The sequence below is a fragment of the Paenibacillus sp. Dod16 genome, from assembly GCF_049893405.1.
GTDB lineage: Bacteria > Bacillota > Bacilli > Paenibacillales > Paenibacillaceae > Paenibacillus_AQ.
The window spans coordinates 1-21,979 of the sequence record NZ_JBNDYG010000047.1 but is presented as its reverse complement, the minus strand read 5'-3'; the positions used below and the strand labels follow the sequence as shown (position 1 = coordinate 21,979).

The following is a 21,979-nucleotide window of genomic DNA, read 5'->3' as shown; positions in this document are numbered from 1 at the left end:
TTTCAGTATGGAATATATAGAAAATCGTCATCTTTGATACGTGCGAATAAGTCTACTCTTAAACACCTGCCGGCCGGACTCACCTCTACGTTCATAGAGAAACACGGGGAACATAAGACTGAGCATCCTTCTCTTACTATCGTCTTTCCTTGCTTTTTCGAATAATCTCATCTAGCATATTTTGAAGACGATCATTGTGAAACAATTTGTGACTCATAATTCGATCATATTGCCCGCACCACCACTCCCAGTTTATATGTAAATCAATCTCACAAGGAGTAGGATCAAGATTAATTACGTTAGTATTGACCTGAGCTTGGTTTGAATAAAGATCCTTTACTACTCTTATTACATCTTCTTGGTCTACGCTATAATGCATGTCTATATCAGACGCTACAAATTGGATGTATGCGATCAACAGGTCCATTGTATATGGTTCAATTGTAGAAGATAAAAGGATTCTTCTCGGCTCTCTATCATAAGTATGGGTCAGATGATACGTGTAGTGGGTAGCAGTAAAAATATTTTCTTGTTGAAATACTGTGTCTAAAACTTCCTGTCTGTCCTTATAGCGTATTCCCCACTCATTTTCTAAATCAGTCTCGTCATTTTCTTCCACATGATCCTGTCCGATTTCGTGTTCAAAAGAAAGCAAACAAGATCGCTGAATAATATTATCCCTAATAGATAATTCATTATCTCTTTTAAAGGCAGCTATTGGCTGATTGTGGATGGAAATTTCCCCTTCTACAAGCGCAGCGAATGAGTGGTTTTCCGCTATTCGAATATCTATTATCTTAAATAGATTGCACCGTTTCCCTGTTATGTAAGCAAAGTCTGAAGTAGTGTAGTATTGACTTTCTAGATCTAGATCACAATGTTGATTTAGCTTAATTGTTCCTGCAAGAATTTTCTTTACTCCTAGCTTCGTGCGATGTATCTCAATATCTTTCTCATGATAATCATGAAGAGCAGCTAGTTCATTAGCATGAATTAGTCGTTCCCCTTCAGGAAATTTAATCTGAGCATAGTTCATTACAATGACCTCTTTCCCTATTCATTTTCTCTTACTGCAGGTGCAGAACTAAATAATCTGCCTAATGAATGCAGCAGCTGATCAAATTGTATTTGATCTAGATTATTAATCTCATCAGCCCACTCCTGCAGCGTAACCTTGTTATTGGTTAGTTTCTCAATAAGTTTCTCTTTACGATCTTCGGAAATATACAATGTAATCGGAGATAAGCCGGTATCAATTAAGAGTCCATCATATTTTGAAATGATTTTACCCCGCTTTAAAAATAACTTCATTCGGTCAATCATATCCGGATGTGTAGCAGCCAGGATGCCTTTTAGTACAACCTTCTTCACTTCTACCCTGATTACTTTATTGCTTCGATTGATCCGAAGATTAGCCGGCCCCGCTTGTTTCATAAGTTCCTCAATAATCGAATAGATTATCGAGTCCATTGTGGCTGGGATAGGAAATTCAAATACGGAATACCCATAGGTGGTAATGGCCTTTTTAGAGTTTAATTGAGTAACTGGTTCCCATCCGTCTGAAATAGCTTCGTAATAGGGTAAGATTTTTCCATTATCAAGTTGCAATGAAATCTCTACTTTTGTACGGCTAAACTTTTTAATATGTACGACTCGCGCCAGCTGATCCCCTTTCATATATAGTTGGAAAAGGAATGCCCCTGTCTTAGGGTCAAAAAGCGTTTCATTTCTTTCAGCAGCTCCTTTCACTTCAGAAAGTTTGTCCAAATCCTCTTGCTTTAAAAAGTATGTCTTTTTGCCTCTATACTCTCCTTCGTAATAATCAATAACTCCATCCTGAATTAGCTTGTGAATATAGCTTGTGGATCTCCCGATTTGTTTAGCAGCTTGAGCGGATGTTAAGTCATTCTTAATGTAGAGCGGCTTTATACGCTCAACATCTTCAACACGAAACACGTACCCTCCATCGCCCCTGTAAGTCTCACGATTTACCGGCTCTAATCTTTTGTTTGGATCATTATGATTCATCAATTTATAAACAGAAGCAGGGGTTATACCAAATTCATTAGCTACTTGTTCAACATTCATATATTTGATCAATATTATCACCTCTATTACGTTTGATAATATTTTATCATATATTTAATAGATAAATATATAACATCTATAAACAAACACATTTTTATTTGTTTAAATACCACCAAAACATTTTTATTTTATTCTATATAAAAAATAAAACGCGATAATATAAATAAACCTTAAAGAATTGACTATTATTTTTGAATGGATGCACTTTTAGCATTATAATCAATGCATAGATACATTTAATGTGTGTTCGACTGAATAGAAGTTATTAAATAAAATAAGGAGGATTTAAGTGTATGAATGGAAATGTAAAATCTCTGATCCCTTCGTTATTTCAAAACCACGAGCTTAATACTTTGAATTTACATACGATAAAAAACGAATTGTTAAAAACAGATTACTATCCGGAACTATATTCAATTGTTGCTAGTCAGGAGGATTTTGAAGGTAACTATAACTATGAGCAGGTATCTAATGTAGGGATGGTTTACCTGTATGTACATCAACGCGGAAAAAATCGCTCAATAACAACGAAGCAAGATTACATTCGAATGCTTCTGCATTTTCTATATTTTTGCCATTCAATCCAAGTCAGTGATTTCCGATCATTGACACGCTTCAATATAGAGCAGTATCAAGATGTACTTCAGCAGCTATATCCTAGAAAAACGACTCTGGCAAAAAAAATAACGATTCTTAGGGGATTCCTGAAGTGGTGTTACGAAGAAGATTATTGCGAAAAAAACTTAGCTAGAGGTTTACTTCCAGTTAAAATAGATAAAAATCAAATACCAGAGCGTGAAATAGAGGAAGATACTCTCCGGAGTTCTATCCTTTATTTTAAGAACAATCCTAAAATCAAAGGTTTACTACTGATCCTGGCGACAACCGGTCTTCGATTGAACGAAATTATAACTCCAAAATGGGGGGATCTCTCTTACGATAAAAGAAGGGATAAATACTATCTAAAAACGGTTGGGAAGCGGGGTAAGGTTCGACAAGCGCTTATTAAGGAATATGCGCTCAACGATATTATGGAGTATCGATTACGGTTAGGCCTCTCTATAGAGATTGATCCAACTGATCCGACTCCCTTTTACCCTAATCGTAAAGGTAAGCATTATTCCTCATCTACTTTATCATCTGCTCTTTCTGGTTATATGGAGGCAGCCGGCCTGAAGACTGTTAAGCTTCAGAGGGTTACGCCACATTTTTTGCGACATTATTTCGCACAGGCCGCCCGAGCTGCAGGAGCATCGGTCTCTGATATAGCAGAGACATTAGAACATGAATCGGAACGCACCACCAAGGAAAATTACTTGCGTACACAATTGAAAAAGGAGAAGGATGTTAGCGACCTGGTTGATATTATCATTTGAATTTTCTAACGATCTAAGTACGCTATCTTGTTTTTATTGTCGGAGGCCAAGTACCGATTCCCGTTTCCCCCATCATTTTTTCCGGTTCCTTAAAACACGAAAAAATAAAAGCAGCCGATCGCATCATTGATCAGCTGCTGCTTTCTTAGTAAAACCAATTTAAAAACCTGGAGGAATTGGCTTGGTGTAATCAGGAGAAACCTCGAATAAGGATTCTTTATTTATTGCTTTTGTAAACTCGATGTAAAGCTCATAGAACTTATACATATCTAATCTATGATGGACATAATCGTGACCCTTTTCAATATTTGAAATACTGTAATTTAAGAAATCACAATGATTTATTTTCCCAATAATATGTACCAAGTCGCTGTCAACATACTTGATTAACGGTGACATAAACATTTCACTTATAGACTTCTTAATAGCTTCACGATGATGAATGAGAAAATTACCTTGATTATCAGCTTCTACTCTCACACTCATTACGAGCTTGCCATCAATATAACTGTCACCTAGAAAAAAGTCCACAGGCTCTGACGGATCTAACCTCTCAATTTTAATGAAATCATCTTCCGTTAGCATAATTAATGTTTTTTCAGTCTCCATTTTGAAATACAGTAGGCCTAAGATTTTTTTTGAGTGGTATAAGACTCTGGGAACATGCATCCGAATTATTCCCAAATCTGCAGCCCTTTTGTTCCGTTTATCCGGAATGTAAACGACTATATAGTAGAATATTACACTGACTAGGTACCCTATACATAAATCGTTAACTAGCTCCCCAAACTCCTGACCCCATGGAAACCATTTCGGGGGAAGCGTGTTTACCCATACAAACTTTACTAAAAAAATTGAAAGAAATGATACGAATATAAGGACCCAAAATAACACCCGATCTGGCGATAGTAATTTCTTCAGTTTCAAACTTAAACCCCCAATTTCGTTTATCATATTAATTATCTATAAATCAATAATACGACAGGGTACATGGATTGTTTCATACACATACACACTGAGCGCCATACTCAATCTTCATGCACTTATGATTGTTCTTTCCTCATTTTGATAATACTGCTCGATCATTATGTTTTTACCTAATTCCATGGCTCTATAAAAAATAGCAGCTCGTTCTTCGCATCGGAAGGGCGAGCTGCTTTGGATAAAACATTTTTCGAAGTCTGGAACTGTCACTTTCGTATTTCACGCCAACTCATTACTGTTAAGATTAAACCAAATAACAATCCTGTTGCGGCAATGGTATATGCTTCTAGAGTAGATTCTGTTGAAATTACATTTACTAAATCTAAGATAAAAAATGTTGAACATACACCAACTAAAAAAACACCCATTGTAATCAAAGATCTATAAAATACTCCTTCCATATATAGACAAAGACCTCCCTTACTTGTCAAACTGAACTTCTATTTTGATTTAGAAAAGAGTGAACCGGGTTAACCCCTGGGCGTTTTCAAGTAGAAGTAAATTTTCTTTTATTCATCTTAACATATTTATTTAGGCTCTTCGGATTTCATAATGGAATTAACGTCTTTTGTGTTTCCAGACAAGTTTAATATAACATCATTAATCTCTTCCTTAGAAAGCGAACTATATTTGCCGTCAGCATCTACTTTCAAAAGGAAACATGTGGATTTAATGTTCTCAATTGAAGTAACTTCATTGTCCATACTGGAAATAATTAATATTTCGCCTGTTTCTGATTTACTGTATTCATTGGCTTTTATATAGTTACCAATTTGTTGTTCAAACGACTTCAGATTACCCTCGATAGTTTTGAGAACCGGCTGTCTATTTTCTTCAAACCATAGTACATTAATTAAATTCAATGATCTCTCCTCCTCCTAGTATTTCCTTTCTTAAATGTATCATTATTTCCAACGTTTATTCGTCTATTCCACCATAAAATCCGAATACCCTTTATTTATTGCATCTTGAATTGTTTTGGCATCTTGTTCATTTGATGCACTATCTAAATATCGAGGTATAACTTCTCCAATATCCCATACTGCTAAGTCAAATGCTTCTTGAGTCTGTTCATTGTAAAAACAATGACTGTAAAAAACAGGAATTTCAAACAGCATCCAGCCACTGATATTATAACGTTCCTTTTCGATATAGGATATACAATTATGTAGACGCATAAACCTCTCATCTTCATATTGTCCTTGTTCAAGATCATTCATTTTTAATAAGTAGCTTTGTAGGAATTCTTTTAAACCATCGTTTGTGGTGTTCTTATGTAGTTCTTCTGCAATAAGTATTTTATTTATGATTGTTCTCTCCCATTCATTCTTAGTGTTTTTTGTCTGATGAGTTAAGCCGACTTGTCCGATAATTTCTACCGGCTTCAGTTTACAGCTTCCAATTGTTCCACTAGGTGTGTGAAATTTCGCTCCACCTTCTCGTATCGTTCCAAGTCGCCTTTCATAATCGCGTCCTCCATCTGATCTCCATAATCTTCTAGCTGCCGCAATAAAGTATGACGTTCATTCAGATGTGCTTTTTGTTCCTTAATGTTCAATGTGTCTCTTACTGCAGGTTCAGGGGAGTCGTCATTCGTTAAAAGATGTGCTCCTAGAACTAAAACAACTACTATAATTAAAACAATTACAAAGACCTCAGCATGACTAGGATCTAATGTCCTACTAGTTCTAGTTTGATAAACAAGAGCTGTTATTACAACTACTAAAATTATCACTAATATTATTAGCACTAAAGTTGACATTGTATCCATTCGATTTCCTCCCAAATTGAGCTGATGTAAAATAATTTCTTATTTTTAATTTTTATCATGGTGGATTTAACGGATTTTGCTGTTCCAACTCATGTCTTGTTCCATCTTTTCGATCAGATGCTTCACTTCTTCGTTATTTTTTTCAGCCCACTGATATAATTCCTCTAGAACCAGATGTGCTGGTTTTTGATTATCGTAAACTGAAATGACAGCAGTAAGTCCTTCCTTGTTCTCGATGTTTTCCATCGTCACATGACCAACACCGGCATTCATTTCAGTCCACTTTTTTTGTAAGACTTTTAAGAACTTTCATAATGCTACCTCCAGATTATATTTTTTGTATCTGACCTAATCATTTTTACATCTATTTGTCACCTTTGAGGGTAACTGTAGCTCTAAGCACAACTGGTTATTTTGCTTCCTTGAGCTCTGCAGCAAGTTTATCGGCTTTTTTATGCAGATCCTTAAGGTGTTTTTCCATTTTCACGCGAACCGACTTGATGGTCATGACACTTATTTGAGCTTCTACCTCGCGGATCTCGGCGGCTAACGCTGAGATTTTACTTAACACTACCTGTTTTTTCATTTTGATGCTCCTTTCTCTCGGTTGTCGAGTGCCCTGCAAGGAGGGTCACGCCACACTATTAACGATTACTCAACCTCACGGCTTAAATTTTGGATTGCTGTTAGCATGCGCTCTAATCCGTAATAGTCCAGCGGATCAACGACATCACGCAACGTTTCATCATAAAAAGGGTTATAAATGTCTTGGATTGATTCAGATTCAAATAGTGGTATGCTTTCATCCATGTTTTGTTGTATAAAATCATATTGATAATTTCGAATAAGGACCTTGGTCAGTTCCACCGCTACCTCTTTAGGTACTTTTCGAAGCAAACCAGAATAAGCGGAATTAATATCCTTCCTGTATACGTCGATATCCCAGCTGTGAACTTCTTCGCCTTCCATCATTTTAAATCCGATAAATCCCTTTTCGTTAATCCCGATCGATACAAGTTCTTTGCTTCCTTCGATGCTGGCAAAGTGCGCGTTTAGTTCTTTATCTTCAATAACGACTCTAATTTTCATTTTCATGCTCCTTATATTCCTTCGTTTATTTTTGGGGTTAGACTTAGGGCAGTTAAAAGAACAGATTCATCCAAGAAATAAGATTCATTGGCCATGAATTATCTGGCAGGCTACGTGAAATATCCTGGCGTACTATAAAAAAGCAGCTCGATCCTCTTCGGATAGCGAGCTGCTTTTAATTTGATTATAATATGATCTGTTTCGGTGCTGCCTTTTCCGGCCCCCAATCATCAAGGACTGTGATAAACCACGGCCAGATCAGGTTAGCGATAGGATCAATTTCGGCGCTGTCGATGAGTGTTTCATCCTCCTACATGTCGCTTAATACGTAAACCTTTCTGGCCATTAGGCCAAAGTCTCTGTATTTTTAGCGAAGGCTAGATCATTCAGCGACGTAGCAAGATCGTTTTCCTACATCGGCAGGTCATGGCGTTTCAAATGGAAGTTATCTGTATTAGGTGGTGATGTTATGCCTCCTTGACCTCGCCTTTTGCCCACTGTGCAAATGATTTCAGGCTGAGTACAAAAGTTTTCCCTTTTTCTTTACCTGCAATCTGTTCATATTCAATCCCATCGTTCTGAAATCCATACATCCAGTCAGAATAAGGAACTCCGGTGCGTAAAACCTTGCGGGCCGAATACGATCTTGGCCCTTCTTTGCCATTGTGGTATGTTACGCCAACTTGGATAAGTGATCGTTTCACTCGGTTATTCCCTCCTTGACCGGCTCACAATGATTCAATGCATATGGGCTACCTGCGTCACAGACGGCTTTATCTCCGTTATATAGGGTTAGATCCCCTTCCCATTTGCCTAGAGTGAGAATGTCACCAACCTTTGCAGATCCTTCCCATCCGTCTTGGATGTCTATGATTACTCGGTATTTCATTCTTCAATTTTCTCCCTGACCGCAAGATTGGACTTTGCACGATCCCGATATTCACGAGCCTTTTCCCTTGCTTCTTCCCTGGTATCACATTCCATTAGACCCGAAGTTGTTGATTTATCAGCGATATAGGCCTGTTTACCGTTGATTAAAATAATCGGGATGAACTTCGTATACACTGCTCGACCTCTCAAAAATGACAATTTCCTCGTTTGTATCCTGTCACTCACCGTTTGGATCTGTGTCATTCGGTTGTTTCCTCCCCTGGAAGGTTGATAACCGCATAGTGGGTGACATCATAAAGCCAATGTCCGTTATATGATTGCCAGCCTTCTGATTTGATACTTGCTGATGTAATGCCGCCTATATGGATTACGAAATACATCCCTTTTTCTGGCGGATTCTCAGGATCGTACTTTATCCAAGGTATCGCTGATTTCTGGTTAAACAACTCGTCATATTCCTGTTCCAGTTCCGTAAGTTCTCTTCGGGTCTCCTGTTCGGATTCGAATAATTTGCTAACCAACGTTCTTAGTTGGGAATGAGGAAAGTTTTCACCATCTATATACCGTTGGATTGCTTTATAGATCGCTTCTCTTTCTCTTGCATGCATTGTTTATTCCTCCTCTTTAAAGAGCAAATTTGCCTCCGAAAAGGTAATTTGTTAAGAGTGTATTTCAACGATATTTATTTATCCATCAGTTTGTGTTGTTTCCTCCCCTGGAAGGTTGATGGGGTTACCTTTGAAATCAAATACTGATGCAAGCTCATCCTTTCTTGTTAAGCGCCATCCTGTGTCCCCTTGATCAGATGCGATTGTTAGACGGTCGCCTCTTTCAACCACTTCATATTCCAAACCCTTTTTCCAAGTGTGAGATCCTAAATATAAATCATCATTTGGAATTGCGATGTACTTGTTCATTCTCTTTCTCCCTCCTCTAATACTGCCAGTAATGCGGCCTTACATATAGCTTTCATCTCCCACTTCATCACCTTGTCAGCGACCAAGGCATTCAAAGCTGGTCCCGGCACCATATCCAATATCTCTTCCCGTTTCATTTGGTTTCCTCCTTTGGATAAAGGGATGACACAGCATTATGCAGTATTTCAACCATTACATTGGCTGCCGATCCTTCGTCATGCCATAGACCATATTCTCTTATTGCTTTATCTATTGCTTCTCTTAGCTTCTTTTCACGGGCTTCTGCGTCTATTGCTCTTTGGATGGCGTGAGGAGCGATAACATCATATACAAATTCTGTTATATCCCCTTCTTCATCCTGTCTTAAGGCTTCTAGGTCTTGCAGCAAGTCACGCATTTCCATATCCTTTTCCCCTTTCCACTACATCACAATCGTGGTTATTCACATCCATCCTCCTTATTCAGAGGAAAGGCGATAAAATCACAAACCATTTTACTTCTTAATCGCGCCGCCACTTGTTCTGCCACCTTTTTCGTTTTGTATACCTTAGCTTCCGTCTTCGGACCAGCGCTAGGGAATCGTTCCCCTTGGTAAATGTAGTTTTTACCGATGTAGTATCCAAACTCGCTATCGTATAAGGCCCACCCTTCTAATTCACTCATTCATAACTACCCTCCACTTGATCGGGATTGATTGTCATATCACTTCTTATAACCAGGGCCTTCGGTAAAGGCATCTAATGAGTTAGCTTCCAATTCCTTGAGCTATTCTCCACGATGGTTGATTGTATGAGTGTTTCTTATCATCCCATTGCATCGTGACTTCCAGACTTTGATCAAGAGAGGTATCTCCCGGCAAACTACCTTTTGAGAATAGATGTTGCTCAATCCAGCGTATCTGCTCTTCAGGTACTACCGCTTTCTCCCAATGACGCTCATGAAAAATATCACCAAAAAACGCCAACCGAATTTTTGTTGCGATGCGCTCAATGCTACTTTGAATTCCTGGTGGGCTGTAGGAAGTAATAATGATTGTAATTAACTTACCCTCTTGTAAGTCCTCTTCCTGGCCAACTCTCATTTCTACGTCACAATCATAGACGGTGACGTCGCCTGCATCGTTTGGAACCAAGTGGCCCGTAAGATAAGGCCATTTGAAACGATAGATGCCTGGATGTAATACAACTTCTTTTTTCATAGTAAGACACTCCCTTTTCTTTAAGTTTTGATTACCTTTTCTTATAGTATAAATGGTAATCTTTAAATCGAGTAACAAAGACTGACTACTCACTTTCAAAATTTCCTATTGCGCCGGATTAATATCCGGTGTTATTGCACTTTGCTTCCGTTAAATGTCTGTTTTAATTGATGGACATTATACTAGATCTAAGTTTAACCAGAAAATAACAAAGGAGAAGCCCCCGCACTGGAGGCTTCTCCTTTGTTTTTCCGTTTAGCTTAAAGCTTCAGCAGATATCTTTTATCTTATCGAGCTATTTCCTCTAAAGTAGCAGCTCTCTCACTTCTGACACTCTTCCTTGTTTTAGCCGGACTAGCTTCACTCCTGGATCGGGCAACGGCGCATGTGATCTGCACGACAAGACCAATCATGGCTTTGATGTGGTAGGGTAACTATTCTGCAGGATCAAACTTTAAATATAAGCACGTTCCAACACAGGCAGTCTCATCTTCCCCTGCTTAGTCCAATGTCTATACCTCACATCAACAAAAATTTGGGGCTCTACGTATGCAAACTGTTCATTTTCTTTAATCGTTGCTTTCAGTAGCTTCGGGAAGAATTGCCGGCGAATACTCGGCGTGATGCCATACTTCAGCATACCGACTGGATGAATCTCCCCGTCTCTCTCTATGCCAAGGAGCCAGGCTATTTCCTTTTTGGAGTAGCCCAGTACCAAACATCTTTCTCTATGGTATACAACAGCTCGCTGCCATACACTTTTAGGACGTTTTCCTGAGTAATAACGCCTATTTCGATGTTTTATCACAATTCCTTCTAGCTCCTGTTGCTGGCACAAACTAAATAAGGTCTTGAAGCTATGCTCTACGTACCTTATTTTCTTTATACTTTCGTTCTCCGAGAATGCTTCCTCAAGAATCTCTTTTCTTGTCATAAGATCTAATGATGTCAAATCTTTTCCCTTGTACTTTAATATATCGAAAGCAACAAAGTTTAGCCCCGGTGTTCTACCCTGTGAGTTTTTTGAGTTCGACATGAACCGGCTCATGGTTGCTTCAAAGTCAGGCTTACCGGTAGCGGGATCACAAACCACAATCTCACCGTCTAAAATCGTTCCTTTTCCAATGGCCTTTGCTGCTGCTTGGGTAATTTCTTGAAATCTATAGGTTATTTCATTGTTATGCCTCGTATATAGACGTACCTGGGCATCACTACTTAGGATACCTCGTATTCCATCTATTTTAAGCTCTGCAATATGATCTGTTGATTCAAATACTTCATTTGCATCCACTAACAACATAGGATCTACATACATTTTAATCACCTGCAGATGAGCTTACCATACTCTGTTGACTCAAAATAGCGGTAGATCATTCCACCATTACAATGTAAGTCACAGGAGAATATGGTAGTAAGTAAAATTGATATTGTCCGCGTGCAGTGGACAATTTCTCAATTATACACTAGAAAATTGCAGGCGTATTCCTTGGGGTTCCTCCTGAAAATTTGGAGTTGCTTTTTTGGTGAGAGTCTGGTACTTAGCTCTTTTTCCATTATTTTTTGGTTTTGTTGTTGTGAAGTTTTCACATAGTTAAATAATCATATAGATAAGCAGTATTTGTCCTTAGCTCAAATGTTATTGAAAAAAAATCCGACTTCTTTTGGAAGTCGGAGCATCATTATAAATTCTCAATCAACTATTCGTTGCTTTTGAACCTGCTTCGTGGAGGCTGTTGGAGGATTTCTTTTTTTTCTTATTTTCATGTTCTTGGTTTTAGCAAATTGAATAATGTCTTGAGCCAAACGTGATCCGGAATCAATGCCCTTGGTTTTCATAGTCATCACCTCTACTCACAGTATCGCCAAGGCTTTTTGGCTGCATACATGCTTGTCATACATTGCTGAGTTGATCATAAAATTAAAATAACACAGCATCGCGTGAACGATGTTGCAGACATAACTTAAGGGGGAGGGATCAATTTTGACTGTTGAGGGAAGGAAAACCCGGAGCGATAAAAAGAGAGCGATAGCAGCACCACTGACAGCAGCTCAATACGAGCAAATATTTATGCTAAGCTATCTCTGCGAATTACCCATGAAAACGATCGGCGAAGCCTTGACCATCCGGGGATATGAAAAGGATGAAGTGGTCGGTATTTTTCAAGCGTATTTAAAACGTAATTTGGCATACAAAACAAACCGTTTCATATTCGGTCACCTGGATAACGAGACTTATAAGCTTGGAAAAACCGGAAAACGGTTGTCTATGCGACTAAGAACAACGGATTATGAACTGATATCCCAGTTAGCATATGCGATGGATTTATCCGTGCAGAGTGCAGCAGCATCGATCATCACTGAAGTTCTTAGGAATGATAAGTTGAAGTACGACATTATGGCCCAGTTGATAAAGAATAGCCTGGATGAAGCAACAAATGAGCAGATCAGGAATTTAGCCGGCCAGATCAATATGAAGAGTCCACAAGAATACATTACGTTAAGTATGGTTCTGGCATATGCACTAGAAAAGGCTATTGAAGAACAAGTAAAGGTACGAATCATACTTAACGGGTGGTTGAGAAATATAAAGGTGGTTTAGTTATGGCTAGATCTACCGAGACTATCCAGTATTTTTGGTTCAAAGCAGTGTCCTCTACCAGTAGGCATCCTAAAACACATCTTAGGTGTCTACTGGTTCATTTTCTTCTTAAGTCTGTAATAAGACGATTTATGCGGAGCGAGCTGAATCGATAATCTGTTCGTCCCTTGCTTCGATTTGATTGATAAATTTGTTCTCAAGGCCTACGAGAATACGGACATTGTGGGCTAAGGCGGCCAAACCATCCATCGACTCCGGAGCCTTTGTCGTTTTAAATTGTTCATCCATCAGCTTCCCGTATTTTCGTCCCGACAACCAGGTTGAGGAATCAGCTGAGAACCACGGAAATTCATTAATGAGTGAAGATGATCCTCCAAGCCAATGAAACCGTTCGTCTGGGAAGGCAGCAAAAATTTGTGCGAAGAGAGTACGCTTTGCTGCTTCCTTCATGCCGACCGTTGCTCCGATGGCGATAACCTCATGATCATCTTTGACCAGTCTTTCCAACTCCTGCAGATCTCCCATCGCTGGAAATACGGGAACCGGAGATAGCCCCAGGCTGCGGAGGTATGCATCGTTGGCTGCTGAAGCTGCTTCATTACCCACGACGTCCAGCGTGATAAATGAGTGTATTATGTCTTGGTGCTGCAGCACGAACTTGGCATAGTCACGGACGTCGATCTCTTGTACATCTTTTCCCGCTTCCCGGCGCTTCCAGATCGTAAATGCCCCGGAGTCTAGCATAACTTTGAGACCGAGGCGCTGGACATGCTTACGCCAGTTGCCATAACGATCGTTTCTCAGATAGTAATACGACATGAGGACGAATTGGGCGCCGTTAGCCTTTGCGACTTCCAGATCTCTAACCGCTCGATCACAACCAGAAAAGAAAAACCTTACGCCGATTACGGTTAGACGAAATCCGTGTGCTCCGGACGTCAATTTGGACATTCCTTTAAAAATAGACATTAATAGGCCAAGAAGCGCGGAAGAAAAGTTCGAGAATGCTTCGAGCTGCTTTCGAGTTACGGTCCGACGTACAAACAACTCTCGAATTGCTCCTTTTAGCTTGTATAATTCGATGGTATTAACCATTTTTCCATTAGCGCTTTTAAAGTAAACACGTCGTGAATCATGTTCAACAACGTTAACAATTGCACCGCGACCTGTGCGGAATTTGCTGTTTTTGCGGAACCAGTTTCTCATTCTTCGTACTGCCATTCTCTCAAAGTGCATTTCTTCATCCTCCTTGTCTTTTCATTCATTTCTAACCTTCATGCGTAGCTATTTATTCTTAACTGATGTTCATTTGCGGATGGTAGATAAAAAATAAACGTTCACAGCAATGCCGTGAACGTTATGTGCAGACTTTTGTACTCTTGTACCAGCATTGCGCATTTTTCTATTCATTTCCACGATGAGGAGTAGCTCAACATACTGATCTGTGTCTTTTGTAATTTACTCGGTAAATCGTATTGATAATGTCATGCTGGGTAACTTTCTTATGTTGATATCTTCTTGCGTAGGTTCCTATAAATTCTTCAACGTCCCCATTGTTTTTAAGATGTGAAATCATTTCAAATAGCTCTGCTTCGGTATGATGAATACATGAAGTTTTGTACTTCATGAAAGATTCGACTCGACTTTTCACAAATTGTGTAGGCTGCTGCAGATTTGAGTTTTCCATAACTTCGATGACATGAGGTCGAATCAGCATGTAACATTCAGTTAAGGCCTCAATTCCCTCGATCTTCTTAACCTTCCAGTAACTTTCGACGAATGCAGTAAATCGATAGCGCTTAAATAGTTTCACGTTAGATGCCTCATACGCATATTTGTTGACCTTGATGACGACATGATCCAACTCGATTCGTTCGTTCGGCGCATAGACGCTACCAAATACAAGGCCATAGGTTTGTTTATTTTGAACGTTTGGCTGGATCACGTCAATCAGCACTCCTTCTAAACCGAGCTTACGGTTTCGATATGGACGAAGCTCCTCCCTCGTATCCATTTTTGTGTTCATTTGTATGTACTCCTTTTTTTTATGATTATGTATTCTGTGACGATCTGAATTTGAATCAAATACTTCTCTCTATCTATAGGTGGGTTCGCATTATTTTTTAGCGGAGCCACAACAATTTTCCCGCCTTATTGTTTATATTTATCTCCTTTTATCACTATATTAATTCTGTATTATCTTATTGATATAGATTAAAATAAATCTCAAATCTCTGAATGCACAGTTTTTTACTTGTTAAACAAAATTAATTTGTGCTAATATTATCTTGTGAATTTTAAATCTTTTGAGTAACAGTTGTTCGAATTTCTTTGAAAAACGAAAGGTATGTGAAGCACATTATGAGCACCGATAATAAACTTCAATCTTTTTCGATGTATGCTGTATTGGAAAAACCCCTCGTTGATTTTTTGGAACAGGGAGACGGAATCAAAGTTCTTCCGGTGTATGAGGAAAAACATTATCCGGACGCCGAGGTGGTGGATGCATCTCTAATCAATTTAATTAAGCTTCTTTCAACAGCATTCGGACGTTGCCGGCTGCCGCAAGCTTATAAAATCATTGATCGTATTCAAGATACGAATGCGAGAAAAAAGACGCTCCGATTTCGTTCGCGACATCCTCTCTTCACGGATGGTTCACCCAAACATCAGAATCTTTGCTTGGTTAGTGGCATGGTATATCTTGAGATTCCCATCCTTCCTTATTTTGATGGAATCAATATATTGGCCGCTGAGGAACATCCCTCTTTGGACGTCTCTGATAATCCGGTTGACTATCCAGCCCTTATTCTTCGTAAAAGTGCCGATCTCATTTACTAACCGAGGTGGAAACCCTGAATTGAGTGACAGCATTACCTATGGGCTAAAGACTCCATAGATTTGGCATAGGAAATGGGAAGTCTATCTTCCCTTTAGTTTCAGAATAATCTGGAATTCAAGGGAGGTTAGAAATGATCTCCATAACGTTATGTTGTCTAGATAAATACATCTTAGAAGAAGGAGGGCGTTGGAATAATACACTACATAGCATAAACGTCTGGCTAGGGATTGTATTCCCGAAGTCTAGGCGGGATTACAACCCTTTAGCTACAATATTAGTAAAGGGGTAAACACCATTGAGGAAGTTTAAAAAGTTTCTTTCGTCTGTCTTGGTTGTGAGTATGACTGTAAGTTTATTTGTAGGTTTAGGAAGTAAAGAAGTTGAAGCAGCCGTAGCAAGAAATAACCATGGGGATTCTGGACTGGTTATGAAAGCTGGAGCACAGATTACACCTTCGTTTGATGGCTCCAAACTAGTGTATTGGTCCAGTAACGGTGATGGTCCCTTGCAATATTATGATGTTGCAAGTAAAACAGCTAAATCGTTTTCTACTGCTGCTGGTCAGAGAAATAAAGGTGTAGCGTTCTCAAAAGACGGAAGTAAAGTTGTCTGGACGAGAGGGTCGAAGATTGATACAGCTAGTACGGACCAAGCGGTTTATATTTATGATACAGCTACTGGTGTTGAAGAGAAGATTAGTGGGACAGACAAAGTGTTGGGCTGGCCTACTATAACTCCAGACGCTAGTAAAGTAGCATATCTTGCAAAAGATGGAAGTACCAGCGGTTTAATCAAAGTGTATGATGTTTCTGCTAAAACGTTGGAAGTCCTTAATTTGCCTGCGGGATCACATAACCCTGTGAATTCTATGCATCCACAACAGCATACGACGTTACTGTATACAGGGGATGGAAGTTCTCTTCTTATATCTTATACAACTAACACTGCTAACAGAATGCAAGCTATAGGCACTTATAAGTATGATGTGAATGCTGGAACATTCGATACTATATTGACTCCTTCTTCGAAGTATTACTCTTCATCTTCTAATAAGGGTGGTCAAGGTATTATCTCAACAAACTCTGATGGGAGTAAGTTCATCGAGTATGTGAATAATACAGTGTCCGAAGGTGCTGGATTGTACCTTGTGGATTCAGCTAGTGCAAACAGAGTCCGGCTAACTCAAGAGGAAATGTTTCCGCAATATGCAGCAGGGACATTGACCGAGGATGCTAAGTATGCAATTCTTCCAAATGTAAAAGGAATAATGGCCACCGATACATTAGAAGTGGTAGACCCAGAATTATCGATGGGATTTTACAAATTCTACGGTCTATCGGGAGACGGACAGAAGTTATTTTCTTTAACAGGAACCTCTGCACTTGATTTAGTGGAGTATTCCTTCCCAAGTTTGACTAATGGGACAAGTTTTATAGCACCCACAAGTGGTACTACTATAACCGCTAGTGTTCCTGGGGATTTCGAGACTGGTAAGATAGAATGGACCCCGAATCAAACTACAACTGAATTTGATTTGTACATTGACGGTAAGTTAAGCACAACTTTCTTTACAAAGAATGTAAGTCCAACACCGAATGGGACTATAACTTATAATTTATTAAGCTATCCTTATTCCGGTTCAATTGACTTGAAAATTGTAGAGAAAAATAGTTCAGGTTCTGTAGAAAGTAACACTTTCACACTAAATGTGGTAGATCTGCCAGCCAAGCTTGGTAACCTTGATACCTATGCCACTGCCTATGTGGACTTCATGGGACAAAAGTGGTCACTGGTTGGAGATAACTATTTGTTAAAGGTTAATCCATTGAGCACTTCAACTCCGTTTGATAAAGGCGGAAGTGGAATCTATGATCCTCTTAAAGCGGACAACATAGGCAGTTATTTGAAGGCTTGGTTCGAAGGTAATGCAACTCCAGAAGAACAGGCTATGGTTTCCTTACACACTTGGACTGTTCCACAGCATACCAATCTTTCTAATTCCTATACCGTACGATCAAAGATCGGGATGCTGACATCACATGAAGCTAACGCTCTAAGAGCAGGTAAAGTTCTTAATACTACTGGAAGTTCTTCGGTATGGTTGATGAACACATATGGCGGTAATGGATATAACACCATGACTATGAGTAAGAGTGGTAATCTCATTAACACTAGTAATGCGAATGCAAATGCTACTTACGTATCGACATTGCCTTCCTTGCATCTGGAACCGACTGTTAGTGTTTCGGGAGGAGATGGGTCATTTACAAATCCATTTACTTTGAATACGGTTCCTACACAGCCACAAGTTCCTGCAGTAACGAATCTTGTTGGAGTTTCTAACTCTAAGGAGAATGCTAGTCTTAGCTGGACAGCTGTTCCAAATGCTACTGAATATGTCGTGAAGCGAGATGGAGTGGTTGTAGGTAACCCTACTACAAATTCTTTCTCCGAAAATGGTTTGACAGCCGACACAAGCTATGGTTATTCCGTTCACGCTAAAATAGGTGCGACTGAAGGTAATGCTGCGAGTGTCACCGTTAAAACACAACCGGATATCCCTCAAGTAACAAATATTAAATTGGAAGAACTGAGATTTGGGCATGTCAAGATTAGTTTCGATCCAGTATCGGGAGCAACTAATTATGCTTTGAAGCGCAATGGTTCGAATATTGGAAGTGTGTATGAGACTTATTTTGAGCACAATGGGCCTATGGTTGTAGGGACTGATTATACTTATGAAATCCGTGCGATCGTGAACGGTGTTCATGGACCTGCCGGTAGCATAACTGTTACAGCTCCAGAGAAAGTGCCTACACCTCAGAATTTTGTAGGGGTGTCGGACAGTCCTACTAGCAATAAACTTTCGTGGGACCCGGTCGCTAATGCAACAGAGTATAGATTGCTACAGGATGGAGCACTTTTCATTAGAAAAGAACTTTCCACCCAAACAGGGACCAGTTTCGATCATACTGGTTTGACGCCTAATACTCCGTACAACTATTATCTTCAAGCAAAAATTGGAGATGTCTATAGTGATCCGGTTATTATAACTGTTAGAACTATGGACTCTATTCCTTTAACTGCTCCACAGGATTTTAAAGTAACAGGCAAGACAGATAAAACTGTAAGCTTGTCTTGGACTCCTGTTCCGGGAGCAACAGGTTATGAGATTAAAGATGTGGCAACGGGAGCTGTTCTCTATGATGGAGGTACTGTAACAGTTGCAACTATTTCTGGTCTGAATCCAAGTACTGACTATACATTCGAAATTGTAGCTAAAGATGGTTCTGCACAAACCAGTCCTAGTAGTTCTGTAAGTATAACTACAAGTTCGGAAGTAATTCCTTATCCTGCAGGGTTTACTGTAACTAAGGTAACTTATGATCAAGTAGATCTTATTTGGGAACTTGTTCCGAATGTAGATAGCTATACGGTGTATAGAGATGGAGTTGCATTAGACACTATCGATTATACGTTTTATACAGATAACACTGTAACTGAAAGCACTAAGTACATTTATAGTGTGGTCGCAAATAAAGGTGGACAATCGTCTCAACCCGCTTTAAAAGAGGTCAATACTCCTGCTCGTCCTATTGATGGTCAAGCACCGGGAATGCCTACAGGCTTGAAGGTTGTAAGAGCTTATGCAGACAAGGTCAAGCTGCAATGGGATATGGTTTTGGATGCTTCCGAGTATGAAGTTTATCGTAATGGAACTAACCTTGTATATAAAGGACCTTTGACTGTTCTTACCGATGATACTACTGGACCAGAAGAAACTTATGCGTATCTTGTGGTAGCAGTTAACCAATTCGGTAAAACAGCTGGAGCACCTGTTAGCGTTACAACACCAGCAGAAGCTCCACAGATTATTATCACTCCAAGTCCTGCACCGGCTGAAGGAACGATCACTTTCAAGTTTAATGTGGTCGAAGGTGCTTATGAGTATCATGTAGAGCGTAACCCGCATTGGGTTTATACAGCTAATGGTGATGGAACGTTCCATAAGACTTACGAAAATACTGCTACTGGAGAAGTTCGTGATTACGGTAACGTAACTCCTGAAGATGGAAAACTTCCTTTCTATGAGGAAGGTGTCGCTGCAGGTCAGAACTATACGTACGAAATCACTGCCGTAAGAATGGCTGCTGATGGCACTCCTGAAGTAGTAGGTGGCGGTGAAGTTTCCGTTGATACGCCTAACGACGGTAGTGGCGTAACTGTACCTGATCCAAATGGAAATGGTGGCGGAACAACTCCTCCAACCAATCCTGGAGACGGTGGAACAAATCCTGGTGATGGTGGTGGAACAACTCCTCCAACTAATCCTGGAGATGGTGGTAATAACGGCGGAGGAACAACTCCTGGAACTGGTGGTGGAAGCACTACTCCTCCTAGTGATGGAAATGGTGGTACAACTACGCCTCCAACTGAAGGTAATGGTGGAACTACAACTCCTCCGACTACTGGAGAAGATGGAAAAGGTACAGGTGAGGAAGGCAGTAAAGGTGATTCCGGAAATACTTCTTCTGAGCCGGTAGAGTTTAAAGATGTAGAAGAAAATCATTTTGCTAGTGATGCTATTAAAGAACTTTCTTCTAAAGGAATTATCACTGGTTATACAGATGGAAGCTTTGCTCCTAATAAAACTGTAACTCGGGCAGAATTTGCAATCATGTTGAAACGTGCTTTGGGTCTTGAAGAGGTTGGTGAATACACTAATACTTTCAAAGACTTTAAACAAACTTCTTGGTATGCCCAGGAACTTACAGTTGCTCTCAGCAATGGTATTACTAAAGGTTTCACCGACAATACGTATAGACCAAATGAAATTATTCCTCGTGAGCAAGCTGCAATTATGGTATCTAATGTTTTGAGAGAGAAAGGTCTTCAATATGAAGGTACTTCCCTCAAATTTAAGGATTCCACAGATATCATTTCTTGGGCTGTAGAAGATGTTAAGTTTGCTGCAGAAAAAGGAATTATCAAAGGTTATTCCAATGGTAAATTCTTGCCTAAAGCAAATATTACCCGTGCAGAAACTGCTGTAATGATTCAGCGTCTTCTGTCCTTGATTACTGATTAATCTTCAGATTTGCTAGAGGTACTGAGTAATATCAGTACCTCTATGGAGATTTGAAATCCATGATGATCAGGTTGACTAGCCGGCTTTTATTCATCTTAAGGAAACCGATCTGTTATATTCTAAACTACATAAGGAGAGATAAAATTATGGGAAGTTTGTCTGATAATAAACAACGTGCTAGTCTCCCATCGTATGCTAGCCAGCAGCAGCTCATCGCGGAAATTCCGTTACTCATACAAAGTATGCGTAAGCAAACAGCTCTGTTTCAGCAAATGTCTAAGAATCAAGTGATTCTCTCTACTCATCAACTGAATGCGATCAATAAGCAAAACGAACTTTCAGAGCGTCTCCTAGAAACAGTAGATGAATTATCGAAAGATACAAAAGTCACTAATTTATTGCTTTCCGAGCTTATTGCGATTCATCGAACCGTGGTTTCGGATGATACAGATGCCCAGCGAGAATTCATTCTGGGGGATGCGCAGCGTAGCGTAGCGAAAGAAAAATAAAATTACGGGGTTAAGAAAGAGGTTCTAGATGCGTAAATCAAGAGTGGTAGCATTAGTAATCGCAAGTGTCGTAGCAAGCAGTGTTATTACATATAATGTCACATACAAAATACTTACTGAAAAAATCAAAAATATAGAAGCTATAGCGGAGGTGTTCTCAAATATAAATTATGTGTCTGAGCTTATCAGTATTGTAAACTCATACATAAATGATGATACTTCTTCCCAGGAATATGCCTATATCCGTTTAGATATAATATCAGATCAATTCAATGAAGGTAACACAAAAGAACTATCTTCAAAAATTAAAGTACTCTCTAAAATGGTAAAAGACGAAACAAAAGAAGATGTAGCTATTTATTGGCAAGAAAATATCGCCCCTGAAATTGCCAATCACTTTGAAAGTACGAAAGATATGTACTCAACGGAATAGTACCCTCATTACTTCCGTAAACAAAGAAAAAGGGTAGCCGTCAGTTTTATTGAAAGTTGGGGGAAGTTCATTAAAGCTAACAATAATAAGTGATTGTATATAATGTTAAACATTTTATTAGCTAAATAAAAATGGATAGAGGTTTCAGAAAAAATCTGAATCTCTATCCTTTTCTTTTTGTTATTTACAACAA

At 39.3% G+C, this 21,979-nt stretch carries 29 protein-coding genes; 6 read left to right on the top strand and 23 right to left on the bottom strand.

The genetic code is table 11. From position 1 onward, the window contains the following. Nucleotides 1-136: 136 nt before the first annotated feature. Together ACPV3A_RS29605 and ACPV3A_RS29600 are read right to left on the bottom strand one after the other, a co-directional pair. Nucleotides 137-1,036 (bottom strand): hypothetical protein, encoded by a 900-nt coding sequence (locus ACPV3A_RS29605; RefSeq protein ID WP_426203182.1) that lies wholly within the window; start codon nt 1,034-1,036, stop codon nt 137-139. Between the two features lie 17 nt (nt 1,037-1,053). Continuing rightward, entirely contained in the window at nt 1,054-2,100 is a 1,047-nt protein-coding gene (locus ACPV3A_RS29600; protein ID WP_426203181.1) for a hypothetical protein, read from the bottom strand. Between the two features lie 281 nt (nt 2,101-2,381). On the opposite strand from ACPV3A_RS29600, the gene ACPV3A_RS29595 reads away from it, so the two are divergent. Next, nucleotides 2,382-3,464, top strand: a complete 1,083-nt coding sequence (locus tag ACPV3A_RS29595; RefSeq protein ID WP_426203179.1) for a tyrosine-type recombinase/integrase — start codon at nt 2,382-2,384, stop codon at nt 3,462-3,464. 159 nt (nt 3,465-3,623) lie between these two features. On the opposite strand, the gene ACPV3A_RS29590 is transcribed toward ACPV3A_RS29595, so the two are convergent. The 19 genes from ACPV3A_RS29590 to ACPV3A_RS29500 all read right to left on the bottom strand — a co-directional run bounded on the left by ACPV3A_RS29590 (nt 3,624) and on the right by ACPV3A_RS29500 (nt 12,150). Then, on the bottom strand, nt 3,624-4,391 hold the full coding sequence (locus ACPV3A_RS29590; protein WP_426203177.1) for a hypothetical protein: 768 nt from the start codon (nt 4,389-4,391) through the stop codon (nt 3,624-3,626). A gap of 263 nt (nt 4,392-4,654) precedes the next feature. Then, a complete protein-coding gene (locus tag ACPV3A_RS29585) occupies nt 4,655-4,849 on the bottom strand; it encodes a hypothetical protein (RefSeq protein WP_426203175.1) in 195 nt (64 codons plus the stop codon). A 126-nt stretch (nt 4,850-4,975) separates the two neighbouring features. Further along, nucleotides 4,976-5,311: a hypothetical protein gene (locus tag ACPV3A_RS29580; RefSeq protein WP_426203174.1), complete on the bottom strand. Its 336-nt coding sequence runs from the start codon at nt 5,309-5,311 to the stop codon at nt 4,976-4,978. 63 nt (nt 5,312-5,374) lie between these two features. Further along, complete coding sequence (locus ACPV3A_RS29575; RefSeq protein WP_426203171.1) at nt 5,375-5,668, bottom strand: hypothetical protein; 294 nt, start codon at nt 5,666-5,668, stop codon at nt 5,375-5,377. Nucleotides 5,669-5,832: 164 nt separating this feature from the next. Continuing rightward, nucleotides 5,833-6,219: a hypothetical protein gene (locus ACPV3A_RS29570; protein ID WP_426203169.1), complete on the bottom strand. Its 387-nt coding sequence runs from the start codon at nt 6,217-6,219 to the stop codon at nt 5,833-5,835. Nucleotides 6,220-6,285: 66 nt separating this feature from the next. Beyond that, a complete protein-coding gene (locus ACPV3A_RS29565; RefSeq protein ID WP_426203167.1) occupies nt 6,286-6,492 on the bottom strand; it encodes a hypothetical protein in 207 nt (68 codons plus the stop codon). Nucleotides 6,493-6,628: 136 nt separating this feature from the next. Next, nucleotides 6,629-6,805 (bottom strand): hypothetical protein, encoded by a 177-nt coding sequence (locus ACPV3A_RS29560; protein ID WP_426203165.1) that lies wholly within the window; start codon nt 6,803-6,805, stop codon nt 6,629-6,631. Nucleotides 6,806-6,870: 65 nt separating this feature from the next. Then, a complete protein-coding gene (locus ACPV3A_RS29555; RefSeq protein ID WP_426203163.1) occupies nt 6,871-7,308 on the bottom strand; it encodes a hypothetical protein in 438 nt (145 codons plus the stop codon). A gap of 467 nt (nt 7,309-7,775) precedes the next feature. Continuing rightward, nucleotides 7,776-8,012 (bottom strand): hypothetical protein, encoded by a 237-nt coding sequence (locus ACPV3A_RS29550; protein WP_426203162.1) that lies wholly within the window; start codon nt 8,010-8,012, stop codon nt 7,776-7,778. Further along, nucleotides 8,009-8,197, bottom strand: coding sequence for a hypothetical protein (locus tag ACPV3A_RS29545; RefSeq protein WP_426203159.1), 189 nt, complete (start codon nt 8,195-8,197; stop codon nt 8,009-8,011). The genes ACPV3A_RS29550 and ACPV3A_RS29545 overlap by 4 nt, the downstream gene beginning before the upstream one ends. After that, nucleotides 8,194-8,442 (bottom strand): hypothetical protein, encoded by a 249-nt coding sequence (locus ACPV3A_RS29540; RefSeq protein WP_426203157.1) that lies wholly within the window; start codon nt 8,440-8,442, stop codon nt 8,194-8,196. The genes ACPV3A_RS29545 and ACPV3A_RS29540 overlap by 4 nt, the downstream gene beginning before the upstream one ends. Beyond that, complete coding sequence (locus tag ACPV3A_RS29535) at nt 8,439-8,807, bottom strand: hypothetical protein (protein ID WP_426203155.1); 369 nt, start codon at nt 8,805-8,807, stop codon at nt 8,439-8,441. The genes ACPV3A_RS29540 and ACPV3A_RS29535 overlap by 4 nt, the downstream gene beginning before the upstream one ends. 78 nt (nt 8,808-8,885) lie before the next feature. After that, entirely contained in the window at nt 8,886-9,116 is a 231-nt protein-coding gene (locus ACPV3A_RS29530) for a hypothetical protein (RefSeq protein WP_426203154.1), read from the bottom strand. Then, nucleotides 9,113-9,253 carry a hypothetical protein gene (locus ACPV3A_RS29525; protein ID WP_426203152.1) on the bottom strand — a complete coding sequence of 47 codons (141 nt, stop codon included), beginning with the start codon at nt 9,251-9,253 and terminating at the stop codon, nt 9,113-9,115. Before ACPV3A_RS29525 ends, ACPV3A_RS29530 begins: the two co-directional genes overlap by 4 nt. Then, nucleotides 9,250-9,519 carry a hypothetical protein gene (locus tag ACPV3A_RS29520; protein WP_426203150.1) on the bottom strand — a complete coding sequence of 90 codons (270 nt, stop codon included), beginning with the start codon at nt 9,517-9,519 and terminating at the stop codon, nt 9,250-9,252. Before ACPV3A_RS29520 ends, ACPV3A_RS29525 begins: the two co-directional genes overlap by 4 nt. A gap of 35 nt (nt 9,520-9,554) precedes the next feature. Then, complete coding sequence (locus ACPV3A_RS29515; RefSeq protein WP_426203147.1) at nt 9,555-9,779, bottom strand: hypothetical protein; 225 nt, start codon at nt 9,777-9,779, stop codon at nt 9,555-9,557. An 82-nt stretch (nt 9,780-9,861) separates the two neighbouring features. Then, nucleotides 9,862-10,314 (bottom strand): hypothetical protein, encoded by a 453-nt coding sequence (locus tag ACPV3A_RS29510; RefSeq protein WP_426203144.1) that lies wholly within the window; start codon nt 10,312-10,314, stop codon nt 9,862-9,864. 454 nt (nt 10,315-10,768) lie between these two features. After that, on the bottom strand, nt 10,769-11,629 hold the full coding sequence (locus ACPV3A_RS29505; RefSeq protein WP_426203143.1) for a DNA ligase: 861 nt from the start codon (nt 11,627-11,629) through the stop codon (nt 10,769-10,771). Between the two features lie 374 nt (nt 11,630-12,003). Next, complete coding sequence (locus ACPV3A_RS29500) at nt 12,004-12,150, bottom strand: hypothetical protein (protein WP_426203142.1); 147 nt, start codon at nt 12,148-12,150, stop codon at nt 12,004-12,006. A gap of 145 nt (nt 12,151-12,295) precedes the next feature. Here ACPV3A_RS29500 and ACPV3A_RS29495 point away from each other — a divergent pair, with 145 nt between their 5' ends. Next, nucleotides 12,296-12,913, top strand: a complete 618-nt coding sequence (locus tag ACPV3A_RS29495; protein ID WP_426203140.1) for a hypothetical protein — start codon at nt 12,296-12,298, stop codon at nt 12,911-12,913. Between the two features lie 129 nt (nt 12,914-13,042). On the opposite strand, the gene ACPV3A_RS29490 is transcribed toward ACPV3A_RS29495, so the two are convergent. Both ACPV3A_RS29490 and ACPV3A_RS29485 read right to left on the bottom strand, forming a co-directional pair. Further along, nucleotides 13,043-14,149, bottom strand: a complete 1,107-nt coding sequence (locus tag ACPV3A_RS29490) for a hypothetical protein (RefSeq protein ID WP_426203138.1) — start codon at nt 14,147-14,149, stop codon at nt 13,043-13,045. A gap of 193 nt (nt 14,150-14,342) precedes the next feature. Continuing rightward, nucleotides 14,343-14,939 carry a hypothetical protein gene (locus ACPV3A_RS29485; protein ID WP_426203136.1) on the bottom strand — a complete coding sequence of 199 codons (597 nt, stop codon included), beginning with the start codon at nt 14,937-14,939 and terminating at the stop codon, nt 14,343-14,345. 335 nt (nt 14,940-15,274) lie between these two features. Here ACPV3A_RS29485 and ACPV3A_RS29480 point away from each other — a divergent pair, with 335 nt between their 5' ends. The 4 genes from ACPV3A_RS29480 (at nt 15,275) to ACPV3A_RS29465 (ending at nt 21,786) form a co-directional block, all read left to right on the top strand. Beyond that, nucleotides 15,275-15,754, top strand: coding sequence for a hypothetical protein (locus ACPV3A_RS29480; RefSeq protein ID WP_426203134.1), 480 nt, complete (start codon nt 15,275-15,277; stop codon nt 15,752-15,754). 296 nt (nt 15,755-16,050) lie between these two features. Next, entirely contained in the window at nt 16,051-20,844 is a 4,794-nt protein-coding gene (locus ACPV3A_RS29475; RefSeq protein ID WP_426203132.1) for an S-layer homology domain-containing protein, read from the top strand. 146 nt (nt 20,845-20,990) lie between these two features. Continuing rightward, nucleotides 20,991-21,353, top strand: coding sequence for a hypothetical protein (locus ACPV3A_RS29470; RefSeq protein WP_426203130.1), 363 nt, complete (start codon nt 20,991-20,993; stop codon nt 21,351-21,353). A gap of 28 nt (nt 21,354-21,381) precedes the next feature. Beyond that, nucleotides 21,382-21,786, top strand: coding sequence for a hypothetical protein (locus tag ACPV3A_RS29465; RefSeq protein WP_426203129.1), 405 nt, complete (start codon nt 21,382-21,384; stop codon nt 21,784-21,786). The last annotated feature ends 193 nt before the right edge of the window (nt 21,787-21,979 follow it).